Source organism: Exiguobacterium profundum (assembly GCF_042652865.1).
In the GTDB taxonomy this organism is placed as follows: domain Bacteria; phylum Bacillota; class Bacilli; order Exiguobacteriales; family Exiguobacteriaceae; genus Exiguobacterium; species Exiguobacterium profundum.
The window spans coordinates 1,753,825-1,779,523 of the sequence record NZ_JBHSHG010000001.1 but is presented as its reverse complement, the minus strand read 5'-3'; the positions used below and the strand labels follow the sequence as shown (position 1 = coordinate 1,779,523).

Below are 25,699 nucleotides of genomic sequence, written 5' to 3'. Positions count from 1 at the left end.
GTCGTATGATTTGAGGTAGGAGGGATGCGTGTATGAAACGTGTAATGAAAACCATTGGAACAACTTTATTGGCGATCGGACTTATGGGAATCGGGCTTGCCGGATTTTTGTTCTTCACTTCACCTGGACAATCCAGCCTGTCGCAACTATCGCTAGCGGCGCTGGAAGTCGAACAGCAGATGGAACAAGTCGATACGAAGTGGGATGAATGGGAAGATGATTTAGAAAGACGAATCGAGCAAGCCGTTCCAGAAGGCGTTCGTCTGTTTTTTGCGGATTGAATTCGGGAAATGAATAACAATACGTCGAGCGAACTGCTCGGCGTTTTTTCAAAGGAGTGAGCAGGATGCAGACGATTCTCGTCGTAGAAGATGATTCGAAGATTGCGCGATTACTGGAGTTGGAATTGAAGCATGCGGGGTATGCGGTCATGGTGGCGACAGATGGTCGTACCGGTTTGGAACGAGCTCTCGCTGATGATGTCGACCTCGTGTTGCTGGACGTGATGTTACCTCAAATGAGTGGACTCGAGGTGGTCCGTCGTCTGAAAGAAGAGCGACCTTTGTTACCGGTTCTGATGGTGACGGCCCGTGGCGATCGATACGACAAAGTGAGTGGTCTTGATCTTGGCGCAGATGATTACATCACGAAACCATTTGAAATAGAAGAGGTGCTCGCACGAATTCGGGCATTTTTACGAATGCGCCAGCTTGTTCGTCAGGACCATTCCGAACAGGTGTTGACGTACGAAACATTGACTGTCGACGTGAATCGTCATGAAGTATATTGTGACGGAAAGAAAGTAGATTTGACTCGACGTGAGTTTGACTTGTTGGTTTTCTTTTTAGAGAATCCGGAGCGTGTTTTGACGCGTGACCAACTCGTCGAACACGTGTGGGGATTCGACTACTATGGGGATACGAATGTCGTGGACGTGTATGTCCGATACGTAAGGAAAAAACTGACCGGCTCTTGGATTCAAACGGTTCGCGGTGTCGGCTATATGTTGAAGCGTGGTGAGTGACCGATGCTACGAACAAAGATTGCGTGGGCGATGACAGGGTTCATGTTGTTGCTTCTTCTCGTCTCCTTTGGCGTGACCTGGTTCGTCGCCAGGCAGGAAATTGTCGATTCGCGTTTTGACGTGTTACTGCAGGCGTTGAATCTCTTGGAAGAAGATGTCCGGAATAGCGATGCGGTATTGTCGCTTCATGAGGACAGTGTCGTGTTAGAACGTCAAGAAAACGGCGAATGGGGAATCATCGGGGGAGAAGTGCCAGACGGAACGACGTTTCCCATCAATTACGGGGAACCGGCCCTCATCGATGATTGGTTTGTGGTCGCGACGACGGATGGACTAGCGTTCGGCTTTCAGGATCGAGATGTGAGCAATACGATTCAAGCGCTCGCAACCATTTTTCTCGTCATGTTCTTCTTTGCTGTTCTCTTGACGTTCCTCGGGACGTGGTGGATTTTACGTCAAGGTCTGTCACCGTTACGCCGATTGACAGAAACGATGGAACGGATCACGGAGTCCGGTAAGTTAGAGACAATCGAAGTGGCTGACCGAAAAGATGAAGTGACGACTCTTTCGGACGGATTTAATCATATGATTGAGCGAGTCGAAGGGACGATGGAGCAACAACGTCGTTTCGTCGCCGATGTTTCACATGAACTCAAGACACCGTTGACCGTCATCGAGGGCTATGCGAAGTTATTACAACGATGGGGACAAGAAGATGAGAGTGTACGTGCCGAAGCGATTGACCATATTTTAACGGAGTCGCGTCAAATGCGAAATGATTTGATTGAACCTATGCTCGAATTGAATCGATTTGCTGCACTCGAACAGGTAGAGCGAGAAGAAATCGATTTAGCTGAACTTGGGGAATCAATAGGAGAACGTTTTTTGCGGTCGCACGGCGTCCATTTACCTATTGAAGCTACAGGAAGCTGGTTTGGTCATCGTGAGTCGTTACAGCGGATTCTTGTCATCCTATTAGACAATAGTTTGAAGTATGCGGAAGAGACGAGCCTTCATTTGAAAAGTGATCGAATTGAGGTACGCGATCGAGGACCGATTCTTTCGGATGATGTGAGGAATCGGCTGTTCGATCGATTCTACCGATTAGATGAAGCGCGCGATCGCAGTGGGAGCGGTCTTGGTCTCGCGATTGCGAAAGAAGTGGCGGACTTGAATGAGTGGACGATCGGGAGTAGATCGAATCATCCGGATGGCAGTATATTTTTTCTGACTCGATGATGAATATTTCGCATTTTCTCATCAACTTCTAATGAAGCCTTAAATATGCTCTCACGGAAGAGGCTTATGATGAAAATAAGAAGAACACATCATGAGGAGGAAACAAACATGAAACGCATCGGTTGGATTATCGGCGCATTATTAGCTGTCATGGCAATTGTTGGAATTGGATTTTACGTAAACGGGAATCAGACGGATACGGTCATTGTTCCACAAGCAATCAATCAAGCGAGTGACGATCGATCAACGGACAACCCAGATGACCCTGCTACATCGGATGGCTCAAGTAGCGCATCAGATGATTCGTCAGCAGCGCGAGTGGGGGATGGAGACGACTATGAACTATACGGGACGCTCGTGAAGTTATCGAAAGAAGATGTCACTATCAGCTTCAATGGAAAAGAGTCGACATACCCTTTAGCGGCGACACATGAAATCGATGACGATACACCGCAAGTGGGTGACCGGGTAAAACTCGAATTGAACCGAGATGATGAAGTGAAGGAAGTGGACCGTGAGAGTGGTGATGATGATGCGTATATTTACGGCACGCTCGTCAAACTCACAAATCAAGAAGTCACGATTAAGATCGATGGGAAAGACAACGTATATCCACTTGCCGCACGTTCTGAAATCGATGATGACACTCCGCGTGTCGGCGATCCTGTCAAACTTGAGCTAAATCAAGATGGGGCGGTCATTGAAGTCGATCGTGAATCAGAGGACGACCAGAATGAACAAGATGATTCTTCGCAGGACGACTCATCTCAAGATGACTCATCCGAGGATGAGCGAGAAGATGACTAATGAAGTGATAAAAAGGACTAATCTCTTAATGGATTAGTTCTTTTTTTGTTGCTAGACGTTGAAGCATAAAATGAGTTGGACCGCTTTCGTCAAATCATCAGAAACGTAATAATTCTGAAATCATCACAAAAATAGGTTCTATGTTATGATGTACAAGAAAAATTTAGGTGGTTTCCACCTAATTGGGAATGAGGAGGAACATCAATGCGTACGTATTGGGGAATCTTGCTCAGTTGTATCTTGTTGAGTGGATGTGGTGCCGAGACGTTGAACGCGATTGAATTACGTCCTTTGTCTTCCTATCGAGTCGAGCAAGATCCTGAGATACCGTTAATGAAACAAACACAAGAGAAGCTACTTACATACTGTGAGCGTCGTCCGACAGATGTCTTACCAGAGCGACGAGCCAAGGTGGCAGAAGTGACATTTCATCATCCGCTCTATGAAGTACTCGGGTCCAAAACGGTGAAATATTTTGCGGCGGGTGATGAACGTTACGTGACCTGCGCGAACAGCAATGAGTTGATGGAGCGAACGTTTGCCGTGGAGCCGATTCAAGCGTTTGAAGCGCTCGAACAAGAGCGCTTTCAAGAGTCGAAAGTGGTCTCGACAATTGAGTTTGAGCGCATCGATGACCTTGAATCGATTACAAGTACGTTCACATTGAACGAGACGCATGAAGAAGTAATGCCCGACTCGGCTTTCCGTTATACGACACCGGATACGGGAGCGATCTATGTGACGTTCGAGACGATTCGAAATGGGCGTACACTTGACCCGATCATTGAACCAAAACTATTCCCGTTTCAAAGCGGAGAGAATGAAGGGTATGTTTTCTTGACGAGGCGTGCCGATGATCGTCTCACCCTACAAATCGGAGAGGCGTCCTCGCTCAAACAACTCATCCTACCGAATATATATGAGGCTCCTTATATGAAAGTCGATCCGAAAGAAGAGCTCTCGCTAAAGGGAAATCATCGCGAACTCATGAAACGCATCATCTTATCTGATCGACCGATTGAAGGGGATGTGGCTGAAGAGACGTCGTTATCGTTATCGAAAACATATGGAACGGTCCTTGAAATTTGGGGGCATGTCCGTCGTCCAGTGACAAACAAGATGTCCACGCGCCCCGCCGAAAGGGAAACGCGCCTGGCAGTTTTTGAATCGGATCAAGATACAATCTGGCTAGACGGACCGAAAACGCAAGAGTTGTTTGACACCTTGTCTCATATTCAGCCGCATGAAAAACCGTCTACAGCTATCAAAATCGGAGACTTGCATCTGTATGAAGAATTGACTGAGCAATCCTTTGACGTATGGAAAACGGAAACAGAACTCTATTTAGTCGATCAACACACATCTCAATCGTATGAACTTCCGGGCAATGATTATTTCCAGGTCATTCAACCATAAGTGGCGTCTGACCTTTGATAAAATAGAAGTTGGCTCTACCCATCTCAACAGAGTTAGGGTACAATGCTCGAGAGAGAATGAGAGAGGAGTGAAGCAAGATGGGAAAAGTACATGTTTATGACCATCCTTTGATTCAGCACAAAATGACGATTATGCGTAAAGTAGAGACGGGGACGAAGCAGTTCCGTGAACTCGTCGACGAAGTTTCTTCACTTATGGCATACGAAATCACGCGCAGCCTACCCCTAACAGACGTAGAAATCGAGACACCGGTCTCTGTTTCCACGCAAAAGATGATTGCCGGCAAGAAATTGGGAATCGTCCCTATTTTACGTGCAGGACTTGGTATGGTGGATGGGTTCCTCAAAATGATGCCGAACGTAAAAGTCGGTCATATCGGTCTTTACCGCGATCCGGAAACACTTGAGCCACACGAATACTACTTGAAACTTCCGACAGACGTCACAGAACGCGACTTTATCGTTGTTGACCCGATGCTCGCGACAGGTGGTTCGGCTGTTGATGCGATTGCATCACTCAAGAAACACGGAGCGAAGTCAATCAAGTTGGCATGCCTTTGCGCAGCACCAGAAGGCGTAGAGCGTGTACAAGCAGAACATCCGGATGTAGAGATCTATCTTGCTGCACTCGATGAAAAATTAAATGACCACGGTTATATCGTTCCTGGACTTGGGGATGCGGGTGACCGTTTGTTTGGTACGAAGTAATGACTTAAAAGCGAGAATCGCCTATGCGATTCTCGCTTTTTTTACGATTGACACTGAATAATATTTATCATTTACGGATGTCACAAAATAGACACAAAACTAGAGCGAGAAGAATGGCGAACTGGGATGGAATTTATCTATTCTTTCTTATTTAAATAGAATCCCTCGATTTCGAATATAAAACCAGGATTGAGAAAGGGATTTTGAACAGTATGAGATTCCTCACAAAAAAATGGGCGAAATCGCTCGACATGGTAAAAACATCCTCGGTATACTGATACAGGACGTTGAAAACGATTTCAAAATGAAGTCAACAGACGTTTCGTAACTCTTTGTGAACGTAAGCGTTTACTGATTGAATTTTCCAAAACGTGGGGGTATAACTGAACTATTCTTCATCTGATTCCGTTTGTGAAATGTTATAAAGTCAACATTTTTATTTCAACGTTTCTTCACACTTTCTTAAAAAAGTGCTTTGATCGTTTAGTTTATGAAGTGCGTAAAACTATTGATACGACTTGATTTAAAGCGCTTTTATAATTGTGAAATTCATTGACTTCTTATGCCATTTCTATTACTCTGAACTTGTGTGACTTTTGATGGTCACGCGAGTGTGAATTCGTGAAGAACAAGGGAGCACGTGAGACTCGAAAGGGGGATTTGGATGGCGAAAAAAGACAATCGTTATCTATCCTATGCCTCGCTCGCTTCACAAATCTCGACAGCACTTGCTGGACCGATTGTCATCGGTTATCTCGTCGGACAGTACGGCGAAAGACGTGAATTTTGGGGCACGTTTGGTTGGAATGTGTCGATTATCCTTGGACTCGTGTTCGGGGTTACGGCGCTAGTTCTCACCCTTCGGAGTTTATTGACAGGAGAGGACGAATGAATACGATTCAAGCAGACAGAAAAGCACAAAAAGAGTTGATGAAGCGTTATACGAAATGGTTTACCATTTGGTTTGCAATTTTGTTAGTTGGCGCCTTCATCGTCCCGATGTACAAAGCCGTTTTTCTCGGATTGTTCATCGGCGGGGTCGGGAGTCTCATCATTCTACATATGCAGAATCGAAGTGTCATACGTATGTATGACGTCATCGAGCATGGACGACGACCAAAGTCGCACGGGACCGTTTCAAGAATGGCGGTCGGTGCGTTAGCAGTGATAGTCGGTCTTCTCTACGAGGATCGAGTGTCCGTCATCGCGGTGGTAACTGGTCTAATCGCCGGCCACATCATACAATTTGGCGAGTTTACACTTGCCCAGCTCAGCAGGAAAAGAGGTGAATATTAATGGGTCATGAGTTTCCCACATATTCTCTGCACTTTGGGGACTATACGTTATACGGGAGCTGGACGAACGTCATTACAGTGCTAGTTGCAGCGTTACTCGTCTTCGTATTCGCCATTTGGGGGACAAGACGTTTGGCAATGAAGCCGACTGGCAAACAAAACTTCATGGAATTCTTCGCGGAGTTCGTACGTGGAATCATCGCAAGTGCGATGGACTGGAAGACAGGAGGACGCTTTATTGGATTTGGGATGACGTTGATTTTGTTCATTCTCTTCTCAAACTTGATGGGTCTACCGTTTAACGTCATTTCCGGACACTATTTGTGGTTCAACTCACCGACAGCCGATCCTTACGTAACCTTGGCGTTGTCGACACTCGTCGTTGCAATGTCGCACTATTACGGGGTGAAACTGCACGGATTGAAACACTATTCGGCGGAATTCGTAAAACCAGTCTGGTTCTTGCTTCCGATCAAATTGATCGAGGAGTTTGCGAACACGTTGACGCTCGGTTTGCGTCTATACGGTAACATCTTTGCCGGTGAAATCATGATTACCATCATCTTGGGACTCGCGATTACAGCCGAAGGCGCACTCAACCCGCTCGGTGCAATCTTTGCGGTCTTCCCAATGATTCTATGGCAAGGTTTCTCAATCTTTATCGGGGTTATCCAATCCTACATTTTCCTGACGCTTGCAATGGTGTACATCGGGCACAAAGCTTCGGCCGAACATTGATTCGGACATCTCGCCAAAGCGTTACAATCAAATTATTTACTTAACTTTTAGGAGGAATATACACAATGGAACAACTTAATCTTCTCGCAACAGCACTTGTTATCGGACTTGGAGCACTCGCAGCTGGTATCGGTAACGGTTTGATCGTATACGGAACAGTACAAGGACAAGCACGTCAACCAGAACTCAAAAACGAACTTCGTCAAACAATGTTCATCGGTATCGGTTTGGTTGAGGCCCTCCCGATCATCGGTGTGGCTGTCGGTTTCCTTCTCCTCAACTCTTGATTCCGAGTTAACGAGAATAGCATGAGAGGGAGCACGTCTCCCTCACTTATTTAGTCAAGAGGAGGGTATGCATGGATACGATGATGATTGCAGCTGGTGCTGGCGGCGAAGGCCTCCGCATTCTGGATATGATCTTTACAATTTTCACATTCCTCGTACTCTTGGCCCTGTTGAAGAAATTTGCTTGGGGACCACTCCTTGGAATGATGAGACAGCGTGAAGAGTATGTAGCGAACGAAATTGAACTCGCTGAAAAGAGCCGCAAAGATGCGGAACATTATGTCGTTGAACAACGTGATGCACTCAGTGCAGCACGTACTGAGTCAAAAGAAATGCTCGACGCAAGCCGTCGACAAGCAGAAGCAGAACAAGCACGCTTGGTGGAGCAGGCGCGTTTGGAAGCCGAACAAATTAAAATCGAGGCAGAGAAAGCGATTGAGCGCGAGCGTGAGCTTGCGAAACAATCTCTTCAAACGGAAGTCGTCACACAGGCACTTTCGGCAGCACGCCACGTCCTTCAAACAGACCTTAAAGGTGATGAAGCGAAACAGCGTGCCCTCGTCACAGACTTCCTGTCTAAAGCGAAAGGTGCGAACTGATGAACGCATCATTAGCAAAACGCTATGCCAAAGCGCTCTTCGACTTAGCGCGGGAACAAGGCACGCTCGACCAAGTCGAAGCGGAAGTGCGTCTGCTCGATGAAGTGCTCCACGCGACTCCTGAACTCATGGATCTCTTAACGAATCCGGCAGTCAGTGACAGCGAGCTTGCACAGCTTTTAAAAGACAGCTTTGGTGATATGACGGCGATTGTCGTGAACACACTTCTCGTCATGGTCGAAAATGACCGTGCGGCAGAGGTTCGCGCATTGCCACGTTACGTCCGCGAATTTATCAACGACTATCGTGGAATTGCAGAGGGTATTGTCACAAGCGCCTACCCATTGTCGGCAACAGACTTGAAAGACGTCGAACTCGTCTTCGGACAGAAGCTCGGGAAGACGCTCCAATTGAATAACGTCGTCGATGAAGAAGTCATCGGTGGACTCCGTGTCCAAGTCGGATACACGACGTACGATGATACGATCGAAACGAAACTTACACGCCTTGAGCGTGAATTGTTGAATGCGTAAGAAATAGGGGTGAATTCAATGACAATCAAAGCTGAAGAAATCAGCGCCCTGCTAAAAGAACGAATCGCTTCGTACGGTTCTGAAATCGAAGTCAGCGAGACAGGTACAGTCATTCAAGTAGGTGACGGTATCGCTCGTGCACACGGACTCGATAACGTTATGGCGGGGGAACTCGTAGAGTTCTCTAACGGCGTAATGGGCTTGGCGCAAAACTTAGAAGAAGGTAACGTCGGGATTATCATCCTTGGCGATTACAAAGGCATCAAAGAAGGCGATTCTGTCAAACGTACAGGTCGCATCATGGAAGTTCCAGTTGGTGAGGCACTCCTCGGACGTGTCGTCAACCCACTCGGACAACCAATCGATGGTCTTGGACCAATCGTGACTGACAACTATAACCCGATCGAGCGTAAAGCTTACGGCGTTATGGCACGTAAATCGGTTCACGAACCACTTCAAACAGGAATTAAGGCGATTGACGCCCTCGTTCCAATCGGTCGTGGTCAGCGTGAGCTCATCATCGGTGACCGTCAGACAGGTAAAACATCTGTTGCCATCGATACGATTATCAACCAAAAAGAAGAGAACATGATTTGTATCTACGTTGCTATCGGTCAGAAAGAATCGACTGTACGTGGCGTAGTAGAGACGCTTCGTCAAAACGGAGCGCTCGACTATACAATCGTCGTTTCGGCATCGGCATCACAGCCGGCACCACTTCTTTACCTCGCACCATTCGCAGGGGTATCGATGGGTGAGTACTTCATGGATCGCGGACAACACGTCCTCGTCGTTTATGATGACCTTTCGAAACAAGCGGCAGCTTACCGTGAGCTCTCGCTCCTTCTCCGTCGTCCTCCAGGCCGCGAAGCCTACCCAGGGGATGTCTTCTACCTCCACTCACGCCTTCTTGAGCGTGCAGCGAAGTTGAACGACGAACTCGGCGGTGGTTCATTGACAGCACTTCCGTTCATCGAGACACAAGCATCGGATATCTCAGCATATATCCCGACAAACGTTATCTCGATCACAGACGGTCAGATCTTCCTTCAGTCGGACCTCTTCTTCTCTGGGGTACGCCCAGCAATCAACGCCGGTCTCTCAGTATCACGTGTTGGTGGTTCGGCACAGGTGAAAGCGATGAAGAAAGTTGCTGGTACACTTCGTCTTGACCTCGCGTCTTACCGTGAGCTCGAAGCGTTCGCTCAGTTCGGATCAGATCTCGACAAAGCGACACAATCGAAGTTGAACCGTGGTCAGCGTACGGTTGAAGTCTTGAAACAAGACTTGAACGCACCGCTTTCTGTAGACAAGCAAGTTATCATCATCTACGCACTCACGAAAGGTCATCTCGATGACATCCCAGTCACAGACATCCGTCGTTTCGAAACAGAAATGAACGCATGGCTCGACCAAAACCGTAAAGACCTCTGCCGTGAAATCCGTCAGACAGGAAACCTTCCTTCAGACGAGGCAATGGTCGACGCAATTACGGAATTCAAAAAGACGTTCTCGCCATCGGTTTAATCCGGTGACGAGCGTCTATTAAGGTGGTGAATCGAAATGGCATCATTACGTGAGATCCAGATGCGGATCACCTCGACCCAAAGCACGAAGCAAATCACGAAAGCGATGAACATGGTGTCGGCATCAAAGTTGAACCGGGCCCAAGGGAACAACGCCAACTTCAAGCCGTACATGGACAAGTTGCAAGAAGTCATCTCGTCGATCGCCGGTGGTACATCAGGCGCGACACACCCGATGCTTCAAGTACGTCCCGTCAAACGGACTGGTTATATCGTCATCACGTCAGACCGCGGACTCGCAGGTGGATACAACGCCAGCGTCTTGCGTGACGTGTACCGTGAACTCAAAGACAAGCACACATCAACAGATGAGTATCGTCTTTACGTAATCGGGAAAGTCGGTGTCCAGTTCTTCAAGTCACGCAACATTCCGGTGTATAGCGCGATGACAGGGCTAAACGACCAACCAACTTTTGTTGAAGTCGCAGAAATCGTCAAACAGACGGTAGGTGCCTTCAGCGAGGGCGAGATTGATGAATTGAAGCTTTGCTACAACTCGTTCATCTCGGTCATCAGCCAAGAAGTGAAGATTCAACAATTGCTCCCGCTCGGGGATATCGAACAGTCCGCATCCAATGTGATGTATGAATACGAACCAGAAGAAGAAACGATCTTAGCGGCGCTCCTCCCACGTTATGCGGAAGGACTCATCTACGGCGCATTGCTCGATGCGAAAGTGTCAGAGCACGCAGCCCGGATGACGGCGATGTCGAGTGCGACAGACAATGCGGATGAACTCATTCGCGGACTCAAACTCAAATTCAACCGCGCGCGTCAAGCAGCGATCACACAAGAAATCACAGAGATTGTCGGAGGTGCGTCGGCGCTTGAATAAGCGCACGCCCTCTAGATTGTAGGAGGCTAACACGATGAACGAATACGGCATGAAAGGCCGCGTAGTCGCAGTCATGGGCCCAGTTATCGACGTAAAGTTCGACAACCACTTACCGAACATCTACAACGCTCTCAAAGTCACACACGTGGCAGCGACAGCGGACGATGTTAGTGTCGACTTGACGCTCGAAGTAGCTGTTCACCTTGGTGACGACACGGTCCGTACGATTGCGATGGACTCAACTGACGGCGTTCGCCGCGGTATGGAAGTACTTGACTTAGGATCACCGATTTCGGTACCAGTTGGAGAAGCGACACTTGGACGTGTCTTCAACGTTCTCGGTAACCCGATCGATGATAAAGAAGTGGCAGCTGACGTGCTTCGTGCACCGATTCACCGTCAAGCGCCAACATTTGACGAATTGTCAACGAAAGTTGAAATCCTTGAAACAGGGATTAAAGTCGTCGACCTTCTCGCACCATACATCAAAGGTGGTAAAATCGGCCTCTTCGGTGGTGCCGGTGTAGGGAAAACCGTCCTCATCCAGGAACTCATCAACAACATCGCGCAAGAGCACAGCGGGATTTCTGTATTCGCAGGAGTCGGTGAGCGTACGCGTGAAGGGAATGACTTGTTCCACGAGATGACGGACTCAGGCGTTATCAAGCAAACAGCGATGGTCTTCGGTCAGATGAACGAACCACCTGGTGCACGTCTCCGTGTTGCCTTGACTGGTTTGACAATGGCAGAGTACTTCCGTGACGAGCAAGGACAAGACGTTCTTCTCTTCGTTGATAACATCTTCCGTTTCACACAAGCAGGTTCTGAGGTTTCAGCCCTTCTCGGACGTATGCCATCGGCGGTAGGTTACCAGCCGACACTTGCGACTGAAATGGGTATGCTTCAAGAGCGAATCACATCGACTGCAAAAGGATCGGTAACTTCGATTCAAGCGGTTTATGTACCAGCCGATGACTACACGGACCCGGCTCCGGCAACAACGTTCGCCCACCTTGATGCAACAACAAACCTTGAGCGTCGTCTTTCGGAGATGGGGATTTACCCAGCCGTTGACCCGCTCGCATCGACTTCACGTGCCCTCTCTCCTGAAATCGTAGGGAAAGAGCACTATGAGGTTGCACGTAACGTTCAACAGACGCTTCAGCGTTACAAAGAACTTCAAGACATCATCGCTATCCTCGGGATGGACGAGTTGTCTGAAGACGACAAACTCACGGTTCACCGTGCACGTCGTATTCAGTTCTTCTTATCACAAAACTTCCACGTGGCTGAGCAGTTCACGGGCCAAAAAGGTTCGTACGTGCCAGTCAAAGAGACAGTACGCGGCTTCAAAGAGATCCTCGAAGGTAAACACGACGATCTTCCTGAAGATGCATTCCGTCTCGTCGGTCCAATCGAAGACGTCATCGAAAAAGCGAAGACGTTGGTCTAAGACCTACGCGGAAGGGGGAAACTAGACGATGAATACTGTTCACGTCAACGTCGTCACCCCGGATGGTGCAGCCTTTGAAGGAGACGCACGAATGGTCATCGCCAAATCGGTCACTGGTGAGCTTGGTATTTTGCCAAAGCACATCCCGATGGTGACGCCACTCGACGTCTCAGTCCTCAAGCTGCGCCACGAAGATGGTGGACGCACGCTGATCGCAATCAGCGGCGGTTTCATGGAAGTTCGTCCCGACACGGTGACGATCTTAGCTGAAACAGCCGAAATGGCGGATAAGATCGACTATGATCGCGCTTCTGCGGCGAAAGTTCGTGCCGAGCGTCGTCTTCAAGACACGAAGCTCTCGGAACTCGAATTCCGTCGTGCGGAACTTGCGCTCAAAAAAGCGATCAACCGCTTAAGCATTCGCGATATGAAAGAATAAGAATGACTCTCACACGAAAGTGTGGGAGTTTTTTTGTTGTTTTTTGGAAAAGATGGGTCTTTTGTCGTGCTTCTAAATGACGGGACTAGTAAAAAATATATGGAAGAAGACCGATAATAAAGGTGGGAACTACCGTAAAGGAGATTAGGGAATGAAAGTTTACGTTGCGCGACAACCAATTTTTGACCAACAATTACGCGTTTGCGGCTACGAATTGTTATATCGCCGCAGCGAAAATAATATTTTTGAGAACGTAGATGATTCGTTGGCAACAGCTGACGTCATTCATAACGCTTACCTTGTGTTCAATTTTCGGGAATTGACAGAAGGGACGCGCGCGTTCATCAATTTCCCTCAGACGTTGATTGAAGGGGAAGTGCCTTCGTTGCTACCACGTCAATCGCTCGTCGTCGAAGTGCTCGAACATGTCGAACCGACGGAGAAAGTATTACAGTCTCTCCGCTCGTTAAGACGTCAAGGTTATACGATTGCACTGGATGATTTCGTATTTGAAGAGAAATATCGCCCATTGATTGGACTCGCCGACATCATCAAAATCGACTATCAAGCGACCCCAGTCGATCAACAGCAAAAATTGATTGATGCGCTCGGACACCGAGTCGAATTTTTGGCGGAAAAAATCGAGACACCCGCAGAGTATGAGATTGCGAAACGACTCGGATATAAAATGTTCCAAGGGTACTTCTTTAGTCGTCCCATCGTGGTGCACGGGGCCGAAGTGCATCCGTTGCGTCACACGCTCATTGAAATGTTGAAAGAGCTCGATTGTCCGGAACCGAGTTTTCGACGGATTTCAGCGCAAATTGAGCGAAGTGTCGACCTATCCTATAAGATGCTCCGTACGGTCAATACGGTGTATCAAAAAGGTCGTCGAACGATTGAATCAATCGAGCAAGCCGTCGCGCGAATCGGACTAGATGAGTTGAAACGATGGTCTTATTTGATGCTTCTTCGAGAGATGCAGACGTCTGAATCGAAAGAACTGATTAAACAGAGTGTCATTCGCGGAAAAATGATGGAGTTGATTGCGGAGGATACATTGACAGATGTATTACCGTTTGATGCATTCATTACGGGAATCTTTTCATCACTCGACGTCATTCTCGATGAGGCAATGCAAACGTTGATTGCAGAGCTTCCGGTGGCGCCTCCTGTAAAGGCAGCGTTACTCGGTGAACAGAACGGTTTGCGAAAGTTGTTAGAGGATGTCATCGACTACGAACAGTTGACGATTCCGCTCCATAACACAGATTCGGATTGGTCTCAATATTACGTCGAAGCGATTCGCTGGTCTCGTAGCCTTGACGAATCGATTGAATAATGTTTGAAATATGTGAGGGGCGTCAATTACTGTAGTAAGACCTTACTGCTGATGACGTCCCTTTTGGTGTGCTTGTAGAGAAAGTGAGTTGATCGAATGGTTCAAACCGCTCGAAGCTTAAGACCCTAAGTCTTTTTTTCTCTAACATGTCATGATATGATTGAAAATGGTACGAATTTTAGAAAAGAGGGGAATCGTCGATGGTCAATACCGTATTTTCGCTAGCGATTTATATCATAGCGATCTACGTCGCTTGGTGGGCACTCTTACCCGTCAAATGGGATAAGTTGCTCAATCAAGTGAGGAGTCCGCAAGCTGCTGTCTTGCGCGTTCTCGTAGCGGTTGTCTTCGGTTCACTGATTGCCCAGTTCTTTTTGGAGTACATTCGACTGGCGCAGGCGCTCGCACCTATACAGTAGTCGCAGAATATTTAACAAACTGTAATCCTGCTGTAACGACTCCTATATGATTATCATGTAGGATAAATTCGTCTGACATGATGTTTTTTTCATTCAATTTGCACTTATTTATTATTCAGATTGATTAATGAATGAAAAATCATCACGTTTTGCAAACCATTCAAATAATCGACATCATCACATCCGGATTCGGATATCGACGCACTATATAAAAAAACAATGAAGTTGGAGGACAAAGAGAGATATGAAGGATTTGATCGTAGTCCGTGGAGGACGTAAACTGTCAGGTACTGTGCGCGTTGAGGGAGCAAAAAACGCCGTACTCAAAACATTGGTTGCCACTCTATTAGCTAGCGAAGGAAAGTCAATCTTACAAAACGTACCACGTCTTGCTGACGTGTACACGATTAACAAAGTACTTCGTCACCTCGGTGCAGAGGTATCGTTCAATGAAGAAAAGAATGAAGTAACTGTCGATGCGTCGGGCGACATCAAAGATGAAGCACCGCTTGAGTACGTGCGGAAGATGCGTGCTTCAATCCTCGTCATGGGACCTCTTCTTGCCCGTCTCGGTCACGCTCGTGTAGCAATGCCGGGCGGATGCTCAATCGGCTCACGTCCGATTGACCTCCACTTAAAAGGATTCGAAGCGATGGGTGCGAAAACGGTCATCGGAAACGGATTCGTAGAAGCTTCTGTAGAAGGCCGTCTCCAAGGTGCTAAAATCTACTTGGACTTCCCATCTGTTGGTGCGACAGAGAACATCATGATGGCAGCTGTGCTTGCAGAGGGTACGACTATCATCGAGAACGTTGCAAAAGAACCTGAGATCGTCGACCTTGCGAACTTCTTAAACGGAATGGGCGCACACGTTCGCGGTGCAGGTACAGAAACAATCCGCATCGAAGGTGTAGAAACACTTCGCGGTGCAGAACACTCGATTATTCCAGACCGTATCGAAGCAGGTACGTTCCTCGTTGCTGGTGCGATCACAGGTAGTGACATCGAAGTCATCGGTGCAGAACGTGAGCACCTTCGTCCATTGATTTCAAAAATGGAAGAAATGGGTGTCCACTTCGAGGATACGGCAGAAGGCATGCGTGTCACGGCACCAGACGAATTGAAGCCGGTTGATGTGAAGACGATGCCACACCCAGGATTCCCGACAGACATGCAGTCACAAATGATGGCACTCGTCTTGAAAGCGGGCGGTACATCTGTCATCACGGAAACGGTGTTTGAGAATCGCTTTATGCACGTCGAAGAGTTCCGTCGTATGAACGCGGACATTAAGATTGAAGGACGTTCAGCAATCGTCAAAGGTGGCGTACGCCTTCAAGGAGCGGAAGTTGTCGCAACGGACCTTCGTGCCGGAGCAGCACTTATTCTAGCAGGTCTCATCGCGGAAGAAGAGACACGCGTTGGAGATTTATATCATATCGACCGTGGATACGTTGACTTCCACAAGAAACTTCAAGCACTCGGTGCTGACATCGAGCGTATTGAAGGAACTGTCGAAGTTGCTGAAGAAATGGTTCAGAACTAAGAAACGAGCACGAATTAGAGGGCGAGGAGAGACTCTTCTCGCTCTTTTCAATGAAGAAACGAACGGAGGAACCTATACATCATGTTTTCAAAAGATATCGGGATTGATTTAGGGACAGCAAACGTTGTCATTCACGTCAAAGGGAAAGGAATCGTCTTAGACGAACCTTCAGTCGTTGCGATAAAACGCTCTACAGGAAAAGTACTAGCAGTCGGTTCAGAAGCGTATGAGATGGTTGGTCGTACACCTGGTGATATCGTGGCGATCCGTCCTCTCCGTGACGGAGTCATCGCCGATTTCGCCACAACAGAAGAAATGCTCCGTCACTTCATCGAGAAAATTCAAGTCCGAGGCTTCTTCGGAGGCATCCGCATGCTGATTTGTACACCTGCGAACGTCACGCCGGTTGAAGCAAAAGCCATTCGTGAAGCTGCTGAGAAAGCTGGCGCGAAAGAAGTCTTCCTCGCCGTCGAACCAAAAGCTGCGGCAGTCGGTTCAGGCATGGATATTTGGAAGCCGGTTGGTCACATGATCATTGACATTGGTGGTGGGACGACCGACGTCGCCATTTTATCAATGGGAGACATCGTCTGCGGTGAGACTATCAAGATTGCAGGGGATCGCTTCGATACGGACATCCTTCGTGCCATCAAAGAGAAGCACAAGCTGATCATCGGAGAACGTACGGCTGAACAAATCAAGAAAGAAATCGCGACGGTCTTCCCAGGAGGGCGTAACGAATCGATGGATATTCGTGGACGTGACATGGTACGTGGATTGCCTCGTACGGTGACCATTACGTCAGAAGAACTTCGTGAAGCGATGGCTGAATCAGCTAATGAAATCGTCGAAGCAGCGAAGCGTGTCCTTGAACAGACACCACCAGAACTTGCAGCGGATATCATCGACCGCGGAATCATCATGACAGGTGGGGGATCACTCCTTCACGGTCTTGACCAACTCGTCGCAGAGCGTGTCATGTTGCCGGTCATGATGGCCGAGGAGCCGACACTCAGTGTCGCGCACGGAACGGGGATCATGCTCGAAAACTTAGATCGATTGAAATAAACAGACAAGCGACCGCGTGCGGTCGCTTGTTTTTTGTATGTTCAACTCAATATTTCGGAGACGAGTGCCAACACGTTACCTTCAGAATCTTTGAAGAAACTCATCCACGTTTCTGTCGTCCCCATTTTTGCCACACAGTGTGGTTCATCAATGAAAGTCACTCCTGCATTTTTCAACTGAGCATAAGCGTCATCGATGGATGCGATACTCAAATAGAGAATTGGACTTGATTTTGCAAAAACATCATTCTCTGGAGGGGACAACATGAGGCGAATGCCCCCACAGTCGAAAAATGCGAGCAATCCTGCTTGAAAGAGAAAGGGTACCTCAAGCGTGTCTCGATAGAATTGAACGGCACGGTCTAACTCTTTGACAGGGATGTAGATTTGTTTAATTTGTTGAATGAGGCTCATGGGATTCATCCTTTCAATATGTATTTGAAACAGGAAGGGGTAACTCTGATTCAAGTTGACGTTGGAGACGGTTGGTAAGTCCTGTTGGGTGAGACATTAAGCCGATAGAAATATGTAATGGGAATAGGGTATGTAAGTCGCTAGGATAATATGAGCCATCTCGAGGTAACGTATGATTGACAATCCGAGAGACCCCTGAGGAATGGTCAATGTTTAAGACGATTGGAGCAGACATTCCGGTCCCTCGCTCAAGTTGTTGATGGTTAGGATAATATTCTTGTAGAAGCACCCATACATACACTTCCTGTCGAGTCGTACTCGTCCCGAGGATTTGATAGCTGGCATAAACATCCCCACCGAAATTAGGAGACATGACTTGAGTTGTCAAGTAGCGCTCCAACACGTTCTGATTGACGTCGACGGATTGGGTAAGCGTGACAAATGATTCATCCGTCAAGGCAGCATAGAGCAAAGCACTCAATATCCATGTACAAAATGTCGTTATGATCAACTTTTTCAAATAAGCGCCTCCCAATACCGATGTGATGAATCATATATGTCCATCATATCTAAAGAGGATACGAATATATAGGTCATTCGTGGGAAAAATTGTATATAATGAAATCATTAATCAATGAGAGGGGAATCATGATGGCACCGATTCACTAATAGACTGAACAGAATAATCAAATAGAATCGGAGGACATCATGAACAAACCACTTACACTCATTACTGGCGTCAGTCGCAATCAAGGCATCGGTGCTGCGATTGCGCGAAAACTTGCTTCTGAAGGACATGACTTGTACTTGACGCACTGGAGTCCGTTTGACGCTAAAGAAGGAATCGGGGAAGAAATTGGCTTCATCGAACGATTGGTTCAAGAACTGACTGAAGAAGGGACCCGTGTCGAGCATGAGGCATACGATTTGGCTTCAGGAGACGAGGTCGGATTACTTGATCGAATGGAAGCTAAACTTGGTATACCGAGCAGGCTAATCCATAACGCGACCTATGAGCGACATGTCAACGTTGAGAACTTTACAACCGACGTATTGAGAAAACATTACCTGGTGAATAACGAAGGGACACTCGGACTCACCTTTGCGTTTATTGAGCGCTATAAACAAGCGGGACATCAAGATGGGCGAATCCTGTTCTTCGTATCGGGGGGACCGGATGCGAATAACCTGGCCTACATCGCAACGAAAGGTGCATTGATTGCCATCACACCTGCGTTGGCGAATGGATTAGGAGAATACGGCATTTCGGTGAATGCGTTCGATCCGGGACCGACGGATACGGGTTGGATCAATGACGAACTTCGCGAACACTTGCTACCATTATTTCCTTACAAGCGAATGGGGACGCCTGAAGATACGGCTCGCTTCGTCGCTTTCTTGATGGGCCCAGACGGCGCATGGGTGAATGGCCAACATCTTCACGTTGACGGAGGGTTTACTGGGCGCTAATAGAGAACGTTCGATGGATACAATAAAAAAAAAGACATCTCACTTTAAGTGTGAGATGTCTTTTTTCAATGCCATGTATAGTCTTTATCAACAAATAAACGATTTTTTAAGTCTGTTTTAGAAATTGAAGGATTAGGTGCATCAAGCCAATCGTAATAATCACAGGCACAGGAATCACCAAGTTCGATAGAATAGCCATTATTTATTGTATTAACAGTTATATCGAGTTCATGTTCAGCTAACGTCTTTTTCAATCGATAAATCGTGTTGTATACGTTGTGTAAGGCGCGTTGTGGTTCATCGATGTCCGGGTAAAGGGTTTCGGCAAGCACCCACTTATTAATGACCTGCTTACGATGAAAAACTAAGTAGGCAAATAACTCCTCTGTTTTTTGTGTTGGCCACTTCACAAGATTTCCATCTTGTGTTCGTACCGAAAAACGATCTAGAAATTGTATGCGACAAGATTGATTGAGATTCTTTTGTTGAATCGCCTCATAGCGCTGGATGATACGCGGAATGACGTTATGAATCATCTGCTCTGTGATGGGCTTCAACAAGTAATGCGTGGCATGCAAATTGAACGCTTCAACGGCATACTGTTGATGGGCGGTCGTGAAGACGACTTGTGTCCGTTCCGGCAAATAGGTCGCCAATTCGAGTCCCGTCATTTCAGGCATCTCGATATCTAAAAAGACAAGGTCTACCGGGTGCTCTTGAATAAAAGTGAGAGCTTGAACCGGACTTTGGAATGAACCAATCCACTCAAGAGACGGCTCCTCTTTTACAATCCGCTCCATCATTCCTAAAATATGATGTTCATCTTCAATTAAAATCGTACGCATCTAAATGATTCGTCCTTTCCTGTTTTGGTAAACGCAGGTGAATGGTGGTGCCTTTTTTCAAAGTGGAAGCTAAGTCAAACGTTGCACCATGAAGGTGTTCGATTCGACTTTTAATATTGCAAATCCCAATCCCAGATGTTTTGTTTGATACGTTTGGATCAAACCCACTCCCTGTATCTTGAACATAAACCTCAATCATTCCGTTTCGTTCCTGGATAGAAAGTGTCAATCGCTTTTGTCCTGGGTGTCGATAGAGACCATGTCGCACGGCATTTTCAACGAGTGGTTGAATCAATAAAGGTGGAATCGAACAGTCGAGAAGAGATTCATCAATTTCTTTCTCGACGTAGAACGAATCACGAAACCGTGTCTGTTCAATGGCGAGATACGAGTCAATCATATCGACTTCTTGACGAATCGATATCTCATTTTCAGTTCGACCATTTTCAAAAATGAAGCGGACATAAGTGCTCAAGTGACTGAGTAGACGAGCAGCATCGGGTGGAGATGTGTAACAGAGTGCAATCACATTCCCGAACGTATTGTAAAGGAAGTGAGGTTTGATTTGAGCATTAAAGAAGGACATCTCGTGCTGAGAAGCCAACACCTCGACTTGTTGCTTTTTCCTTTTGTCGGTAGACAAGTGAATCGGTAGAAGTAAAAACATCAATAGGAAATAGATGATGGTAAACGTATTGGCGTACAGCTGCTGATTGGGCGAGACGATGAACGTCGACGTCATGATTCCGATATACCCGACGAGTTGGGCGAGCGTGAAGGTTAGTAACTCGAGCGGATTGCCTGTCTTGTACTTTTCAAGAAGCCATCCAATATTCAATCCGACCCAGAAGAACGTGATAAATAAAACGATCATCCATACAAAGTATTCATACACTTCGTAAACGGAAGAGGGCAGGAAGATGGCTAGTACAGTCAATCCATATAGTGGATATCTCGAAATGGCCAAAAACCGGTCAAATGACACACGTTCCAAACATCGCGAAAACTCGATTAACATGATGATGCTCAGTAAGGCTAAACTTAACGTCAACTTATCACTACCCGAGATCCACATGCCGTCTCGGGACATGATTGAAAAACTCGTCAAAAAAAAGAAAGCTGTTCCGAAACCATACAACCGTTCATTTCGGTGAAAGAGATAGACGATGGCATAGAACATGGCAATCAAAAGTGAAATGAGCAACATGAAAAATTCGTAGCCGGCATAAGCATTTTGAGTGGTCATGATGGCATGTAACGGTCCGACCAATATACTTTCTTCGATGGGTGCGAAATTACCTGCCTGTCGTTCATGTTGAATCGTCAGTCGGAATTGTTTTGTCTCATCATCGAGCAGGAGGAGAGACGGCTGCTCGACGAGACGATTGTTTCCAATTTGTATCGTTTCAACCATTTTCCCATCTATCAAAATCTTAGAGGATGATAGGGACTTTGGAATGAGCAAGGCATACGTACCGGTTGGCAACGCGATATCGAGTTCGTAGGTAGATTCACGATAAGGGGTTGTAAACGGAATGGTTCGATAGGAGCGACGATCAACTTGGCTGACAATTCCTGACTCATAACGCCATGAGCCGTCTAGTCGTAAAATCTCTTCGTCAACAGTAGAAGAGAGAAGAGAAGCTTCGCCCTTGTCAACGGTGACGGTTGGATTAATCGACTGATGTCGAATCAATAAAGTGAGACTGACGCCAATCAACATCACAAGGATGAAGATAAACGTCATTCGATTACGCGTCATGTGCACATTCCCTTCAATCTTTGTGAGTTTCTTGTGAGGTCCTTCCGTTATTCTTCCTATTAGGTGAATGGATTTTTGAAGTGACTCTCCGTCTCATCATCGTACCCGAACTTTTTTTGTTTGAACAGAAAAAGTCATTCACCGTACGAGGTGAAGCATTCTAAGAGTGAAGGAAGAAGGCATTCCATGAAACGTTGGATTGAACAACGCATTAGTCGACAAGTTATGACAATTTTCTATATATTGATTGCCTTAGTGACGCTCACGTCAATTGGAACCTATTTTTATACACAGCAATCGATTCAAGAGACGACCGTAAAATTAGAAAGAATCAGTGAGCAACGTGCACGGGCGACAGACCTGTTTGAAACGTGGCAATCGATGCAATATGAATTACGAGGGCACGTCCTGCTAGGAGAAAGTGCGCTATTAGAAGAAGTAAGAACAGCTCAAACGAACATCGACGAGCAAACGACATGGTTCGAGACACAAGCAAGAAACGCGGAAGAAGTACAGTTCGCAGAGGATGCGAGACTTCTCTTCTCCATTTATACAACACGCGTCATGCCGGCACTTGAAGAATATGTGGTTGCGAAGCAGGCAGGAGAAATTGATGAATCCTTCCTGCAAATGCGTACGGTCGGGCAATTCATGCCGAAAAATGAAACGTCGACTCAGACGCGATTTAAATTGAACTCAAGTAGTGCTGCCGATATGAGCGCGAGCATCGTCGATATGGAGTCGGTCTTTACCGACTATCGACAAAATCTTGATTTTCAAGAAAGTGAATTGCGAGATGCGCTGTCAAAACAGTTGGTGAAAGCCCAATGGATGTGGCTTTTGATTCTACTCGGGGCATTGTTCATATTGTTTGTCGGGTTGCAGCCATATATTTTAAGGTTGACCAATCAACTGCAGACGCTGATGGTTAACAGTGAGCGACTTGCGAGTAATCCGAGTGCAACGCTCATCCCGATTAAACCGCTACAAAACGAAGTCGGACAACTGTCGAAAGCGTTTAATGAGATGGCGACCTCACTTAGGAGCCAACAAGATCAAGTGAATCTCGAACGAGAGAAGACCGCTCGAATTTTGCACACGATGCGCGATTCTATCGTCTACACGGAACTCAAGACGAATGAACGCTTTGGGAACAGTGCGCTCTTTGAGTTATATGAACATCCGATTCCATCAACAGAACGGGGCAGTCTATACCCGATTGCGATGTATTACCCGATGTTCATGAACCAGATTGATGATCAAGAGGGACTGAATCGCTTCACGAAGCGTGCTAAAGAAGAAGGTATGTTCGACGAAGCGTTCACGTATACGATGCATGAGGGTCAGAAAACGATTCGCATGTACGCCGAACCGATTGATCTTCAAAATGAACGTGTAGGTGTCATCTTCGTTTCACGAGATATTACCCAGGAAACAGAAATCAATCGCTTGAAAACAGAGCTTGTAGCGACAGTATCACATGAGCTTCGGACGCCCCTTACCTCGATTCTTGGTTTTTCAGAACTGCTCAAAAGTCGTCAATTGGAAAACACGAAGCGAGAGCGCTATTTAGACATGATTGCGAGTGAGACAAAGCGGCTCGAACGACTCGTGAGTGACTTGCTAGATGTTCAAAAAATGGAGGCGGGTATGAGCGTACCTGACTTTAAAGTAGAGAGTCTATATGATTTATTATCAGATCTACTCGAAATCCACGCAGGGTCGACGGAGCATCATTTCTTCCACTTTGATTGTGATGAATCGCTATTCGTCGCGGGAGATCCGGCCCAATTACGTCAAGTATTCTCGAACATCTTGAACAATGCCATCAAGTATTCTCCACGCGGTGGGAATGTGACAGTCGATGTCACGTGTGAAGATGACACGATTCAAATCGGGATCACGGATGAAGGGTTAGGACTTTCGGAAGAAGATGCAACACGAATCTTTGATAAATTTTATCGTTCGGCATCGGAAGAAAGTAAACGCATTGGTGGAACCGGATTAGGTTTAGCAATCTGTAAAGAAATCGTTCAACTGCACGGTGGTACCATCTCTGTTCAATCTCAACTAGGAGAAGGAACGACGATGATTGTCGAGTTACCGATGGTCGACCATGTCAATGAAGAGAGTTCATCCTAATTTATGGGATGAACTTTTTTTGAAAAAACGGTGAATGTCACGCTCGTTTGGTACGATATAGAGAGTGAATCATGTTATAGGATGAAAGGAAGACGATTATGCTACGCGGATTATATACAGCAGCGGGAGCGATGAATGCCCTGCAACGCCAACAAGAGATTTTGAGCAACAACCTTGGTAATGTGAGAACACCAGGCTTCAAAGCGTCTGATGGCGTGGTACGTTCGTTTCCGGAGATGCTTCTTGCACAAGTCAGCAATCCGGATAACGCGAAATCGCGCGTGAAGGGAGAAGTAGGTACCCTATCAATGGGCGTCTATCTTCAAGAAACAATGCCCCGATTCTCAGCTGGGAGTATCACAGAATCCGGTAGCCCGACCGACCTGTATTTAAAGGCACCTACTGATTTTGCGGGAGCCCCGATGTTTGCAGTCGAACAAGGCGGCGAGACGTTATATACGACAAATGGACGCTTCTCGATCGATGAGACGCTCTTCCTTCGTTCTGCGGACGGCGGATATATCCTTTCTGATGAAGGGGAACGAATCCAATTACCATCGAGTGAGTTTCAAGTTGGGAAAGATGGCGTCATCACATCGCTTGGACAAAACGTGGCGACTCTTGGTGCCTACCAAATCGATGACTTGACGACTCTTGAACAAGTCGGCAATGACTGGCGTGTGACGGGTGATGCCCCGGCGCCGGCCCAGGTCGAAGTACTACAAGGATTTATTGAAGAAGCGAACGTCAACCTCGACCAGACGATGGCAGACTTGATGATGACGTATCGTCAGTTTGAGGCGAATCAAAAGGTCGTCCAAGCGTATGATAAAAGTGCCGAGCGGGCAATCGAAATCGCTCGTATTCGTTAAGGAGGAACACCATGCAGTCCATTTATAACTCGGTCAACTCTCTGTCTCAACTTCAGCGTCAATTAGATGTGACAGGTCACAATATCGCAAATGTCGATACGGTCGGCTTTAAGCGTCAACAGGGGCATTTTGCTTCGCTATTGTCGCAGGCGTATAACAACCAACCGCGTCCTGAATTCGAAGTCGGTCGAGACACACCGAACGGGATTCGGATTGGAGTCGGGGGACATGTCGCCGATATTACACAGCAGTTCAATATCGGACAAGTACGTACGACAGATCGTGGATTGGACGTCTTTTTAAAGGCGAGCCGTCAATTTTTTGTCGTGGACACGCCGAACGGTGTCGGGGTGACTCGAAGTGGAAACATGCAATTGTCAGTCGGTGACGAGACGACGCTCGTTGATGTGAACGGGAATCCGCTTCTTGGAGATGACGGTAATCCAATCACGATGCCGAACGATGCGACGAATCAGCGCATTCGTCAAGACGGTGTGGTCGTTGCGAGTGTGAATGGCGTTGAACAAGAATTCGGACGTCTCGACATCGTAGAAGTCCGCAATACGTCGGAATTACGTCCGCTCGGTGATAACGTGTTCGAAGCGGATTTGGAGACCGAAGTCGATCGTCCACTCGGAAATCTATTGATTGAAGGGACACTCGAGTCATCGAACGTTGATTTGACGAAAGAGATGACTGATATGACAATCACACAACGAGCATATCAAATGAACTCACGGGCGATGTCGATGAGCGATCAGATGATGGGGCTTGTCACGGCGTTACGTCCATAACGCATACCGCTTCTCGAGCCGAGAAGCGGTTTTTTTATAGACAAAGG

The 25,699-nt window shown here is 47.0% G+C and carries 28 protein-coding genes; 24 read left to right on the top strand and 4 right to left on the bottom strand.

Translation table 11 applies throughout. The features are described from left to right. Positions 1-32: 32 nt before the first annotated feature. From ACFO4U_RS09065 to mreB, 20 genes are all read left to right on the top strand, one after another. Positions 33-281: a hypothetical protein gene (locus ACFO4U_RS09065; protein ID WP_031422247.1), complete on the top strand. Its 249-nt coding sequence runs from the start codon at positions 33-35 to the stop codon at positions 279-281. A gap of 65 nt (positions 282-346) precedes the next feature. Next, positions 347-1,024 (top strand): response regulator transcription factor, encoded by a 678-nt coding sequence (locus tag ACFO4U_RS09060; RefSeq protein WP_012727368.1) that lies wholly within the window; start codon positions 347-349, stop codon positions 1,022-1,024. A gap of 3 nt (positions 1,025-1,027) precedes the next feature. After that, positions 1,028-2,263, top strand: a complete 1,236-nt coding sequence (locus ACFO4U_RS09055; protein ID WP_196431273.1) for a sensor histidine kinase — start codon at positions 1,028-1,030, stop codon at positions 2,261-2,263. A gap of 108 nt (positions 2,264-2,371) precedes the next feature. After that, on the top strand, positions 2,372-3,070 hold the full coding sequence (locus ACFO4U_RS09050) for a hypothetical protein (RefSeq protein WP_196431272.1): 699 nt from the start codon (positions 2,372-2,374) through the stop codon (positions 3,068-3,070). 204 nt (positions 3,071-3,274) lie between these two features. Further along, positions 3,275-4,486 (top strand): hypothetical protein, encoded by a 1,212-nt coding sequence (locus tag ACFO4U_RS09045; RefSeq protein WP_215243628.1) that lies wholly within the window; start codon positions 3,275-3,277, stop codon positions 4,484-4,486. A gap of 98 nt (positions 4,487-4,584) precedes the next feature. Next, positions 4,585-5,214 (top strand): uracil phosphoribosyltransferase, encoded by a 630-nt coding sequence (upp, locus tag ACFO4U_RS09040; RefSeq protein ID WP_012727364.1) that lies wholly within the window; start codon positions 4,585-4,587, stop codon positions 5,212-5,214. 664 nt (positions 5,215-5,878) lie between these two features. Beyond that, positions 5,879-6,106 (top strand): hypothetical protein, encoded by a 228-nt coding sequence (locus ACFO4U_RS09035; protein ID WP_012727363.1) that lies wholly within the window; start codon positions 5,879-5,881, stop codon positions 6,104-6,106. Beyond that, the gene (locus ACFO4U_RS09030) at positions 6,103-6,510 is read left to right on the top strand and encodes an ATP synthase subunit I (RefSeq protein ID WP_074035722.1); all 408 of its coding nucleotides are present in this window, start codon (positions 6,103-6,105) and stop codon (positions 6,508-6,510) included. Before ACFO4U_RS09035 ends, ACFO4U_RS09030 begins: the two co-directional genes overlap by 4 nt. Next, the gene (gene atpB / locus ACFO4U_RS09025) at positions 6,510-7,247 is read left to right on the top strand and encodes a F0F1 ATP synthase subunit A (protein WP_074035724.1); all 738 of its coding nucleotides are present in this window, start codon (positions 6,510-6,512) and stop codon (positions 7,245-7,247) included. The genes ACFO4U_RS09030 and atpB overlap by 1 nt, the downstream gene beginning before the upstream one ends. Positions 7,248-7,312: 65 nt before the next feature. After that, the gene (gene atpE, locus ACFO4U_RS09020) at positions 7,313-7,534 is read left to right on the top strand and encodes a F0F1 ATP synthase subunit C (RefSeq protein WP_012727360.1); all 222 of its coding nucleotides are present in this window, start codon (positions 7,313-7,315) and stop codon (positions 7,532-7,534) included. Between the two features lie 71 nt (positions 7,535-7,605). Beyond that, the gene (gene atpF / locus ACFO4U_RS09015; RefSeq protein ID WP_074035726.1) at positions 7,606-8,133 is read left to right on the top strand and encodes a F0F1 ATP synthase subunit B; all 528 of its coding nucleotides are present in this window, start codon (positions 7,606-7,608) and stop codon (positions 8,131-8,133) included. Next, positions 8,133-8,666 (top strand): F0F1 ATP synthase subunit delta, encoded by a 534-nt coding sequence (locus ACFO4U_RS09010; protein ID WP_159562972.1) that lies wholly within the window; start codon positions 8,133-8,135, stop codon positions 8,664-8,666. Before atpF ends, ACFO4U_RS09010 begins: the two co-directional genes overlap by 1 nt. 18 nt (positions 8,667-8,684) lie before the next feature. After that, positions 8,685-10,193, top strand: coding sequence for a F0F1 ATP synthase subunit alpha (gene atpA / locus ACFO4U_RS09005; protein WP_074035730.1), 1,509 nt, complete (start codon positions 8,685-8,687; stop codon positions 10,191-10,193). Between the two features lie 36 nt (positions 10,194-10,229). Continuing rightward, entirely contained in the window at positions 10,230-11,087 is an 858-nt protein-coding gene (gene atpG, locus ACFO4U_RS09000) for an ATP synthase F1 subunit gamma (RefSeq protein ID WP_012727356.1), read from the top strand. Between the two features lie 34 nt (positions 11,088-11,121). After that, complete coding sequence (gene atpD, locus ACFO4U_RS08995; RefSeq protein ID WP_012727355.1) at positions 11,122-12,540, top strand: F0F1 ATP synthase subunit beta; 1,419 nt, start codon at positions 11,122-11,124, stop codon at positions 12,538-12,540. A gap of 28 nt (positions 12,541-12,568) precedes the next feature. Further along, complete coding sequence (locus tag ACFO4U_RS08990; RefSeq protein ID WP_012727354.1) at positions 12,569-12,979, top strand: F0F1 ATP synthase subunit epsilon; 411 nt, start codon at positions 12,569-12,571, stop codon at positions 12,977-12,979. A 151-nt stretch (positions 12,980-13,130) separates the two neighbouring features. Continuing rightward, a complete protein-coding gene (locus ACFO4U_RS08985; protein ID WP_159562970.1) occupies positions 13,131-14,321 on the top strand; it encodes an EAL and HDOD domain-containing protein in 1,191 nt (396 codons plus the stop codon). A 200-nt stretch (positions 14,322-14,521) separates the two neighbouring features. Beyond that, entirely contained in the window at positions 14,522-14,740 is a 219-nt protein-coding gene (locus tag ACFO4U_RS08980) for a DUF1146 family protein (RefSeq protein WP_031422262.1), read from the top strand. 244 nt (positions 14,741-14,984) lie between these two features. Continuing rightward, positions 14,985-16,286 (top strand): UDP-N-acetylglucosamine 1-carboxyvinyltransferase, encoded by a 1,302-nt coding sequence (gene murA, locus ACFO4U_RS08975; RefSeq protein ID WP_012727351.1) that lies wholly within the window; start codon positions 14,985-14,987, stop codon positions 16,284-16,286. Positions 16,287-16,367: 81 nt separating this feature from the next. Further along, positions 16,368-17,354, top strand: a complete 987-nt coding sequence (gene mreB / locus ACFO4U_RS08970) for a rod shape-determining protein (protein WP_074035738.1) — start codon at positions 16,368-16,370, stop codon at positions 17,352-17,354. A 41-nt stretch (positions 17,355-17,395) separates the two neighbouring features. On the opposite strand, the gene ACFO4U_RS08965 is transcribed toward mreB, so the two are convergent. Further along, the gene (locus ACFO4U_RS08965) at positions 17,396-17,767 is read right to left on the bottom strand and encodes a VOC family protein (RefSeq protein WP_196431269.1); all 372 of its coding nucleotides are present in this window, start codon (positions 17,765-17,767) and stop codon (positions 17,396-17,398) included. Between the two features lie 13 nt (positions 17,768-17,780). Then, the gene (locus ACFO4U_RS08960; protein WP_196431268.1) at positions 17,781-18,287 is read right to left on the bottom strand and encodes a hypothetical protein; all 507 of its coding nucleotides are present in this window, start codon (positions 18,285-18,287) and stop codon (positions 17,781-17,783) included. Between the two features lie 188 nt (positions 18,288-18,475). Here ACFO4U_RS08960 and ACFO4U_RS08955 point away from each other — a divergent pair, with 188 nt between their 5' ends. Beyond that, positions 18,476-19,237: an SDR family oxidoreductase gene (locus tag ACFO4U_RS08955; RefSeq protein WP_196431267.1), complete on the top strand. Its 762-nt coding sequence runs from the start codon at positions 18,476-18,478 to the stop codon at positions 19,235-19,237. Positions 19,238-19,302: 65 nt separating this feature from the next. Here ACFO4U_RS08955 and ACFO4U_RS08950 read toward each other — a convergent pair whose 3' ends face one another. Beyond that, entirely contained in the window at positions 19,303-20,082 is a 780-nt protein-coding gene (locus ACFO4U_RS08950) for a response regulator (RefSeq protein WP_159562966.1), read from the bottom strand. Then, positions 20,063-21,844, bottom strand: a complete 1,782-nt coding sequence (locus tag ACFO4U_RS08945) for a sensor histidine kinase (RefSeq protein ID WP_196431266.1) — start codon at positions 21,842-21,844, stop codon at positions 20,063-20,065. Before ACFO4U_RS08945 ends, ACFO4U_RS08950 begins: the two co-directional genes overlap by 20 nt. A gap of 186 nt (positions 21,845-22,030) precedes the next feature. Here ACFO4U_RS08945 and ACFO4U_RS08940 point away from each other — a divergent pair, with 186 nt between their 5' ends. The 3 genes from ACFO4U_RS08940 (at position 22,031) to ACFO4U_RS08930 (ending at position 25,652) form a co-directional block, all read left to right on the top strand. Beyond that, positions 22,031-23,986, top strand: coding sequence for a HAMP domain-containing sensor histidine kinase (locus ACFO4U_RS08940; RefSeq protein WP_215243629.1), 1,956 nt, complete (start codon positions 22,031-22,033; stop codon positions 23,984-23,986). A 98-nt stretch (positions 23,987-24,084) separates the two neighbouring features. Further along, positions 24,085-24,858 carry a flagellar hook-basal body protein gene (locus ACFO4U_RS08935; RefSeq protein ID WP_159562963.1) on the top strand — a complete coding sequence of 258 codons (774 nt, stop codon included), beginning with the start codon at positions 24,085-24,087 and terminating at the stop codon, positions 24,856-24,858. 11 nt (positions 24,859-24,869) lie between these two features. After that, entirely contained in the window at positions 24,870-25,652 is a 783-nt protein-coding gene (locus tag ACFO4U_RS08930) for a flagellar hook-basal body protein (protein ID WP_196431264.1), read from the top strand. Positions 25,653-25,699 lie beyond the last annotated feature (47 nt).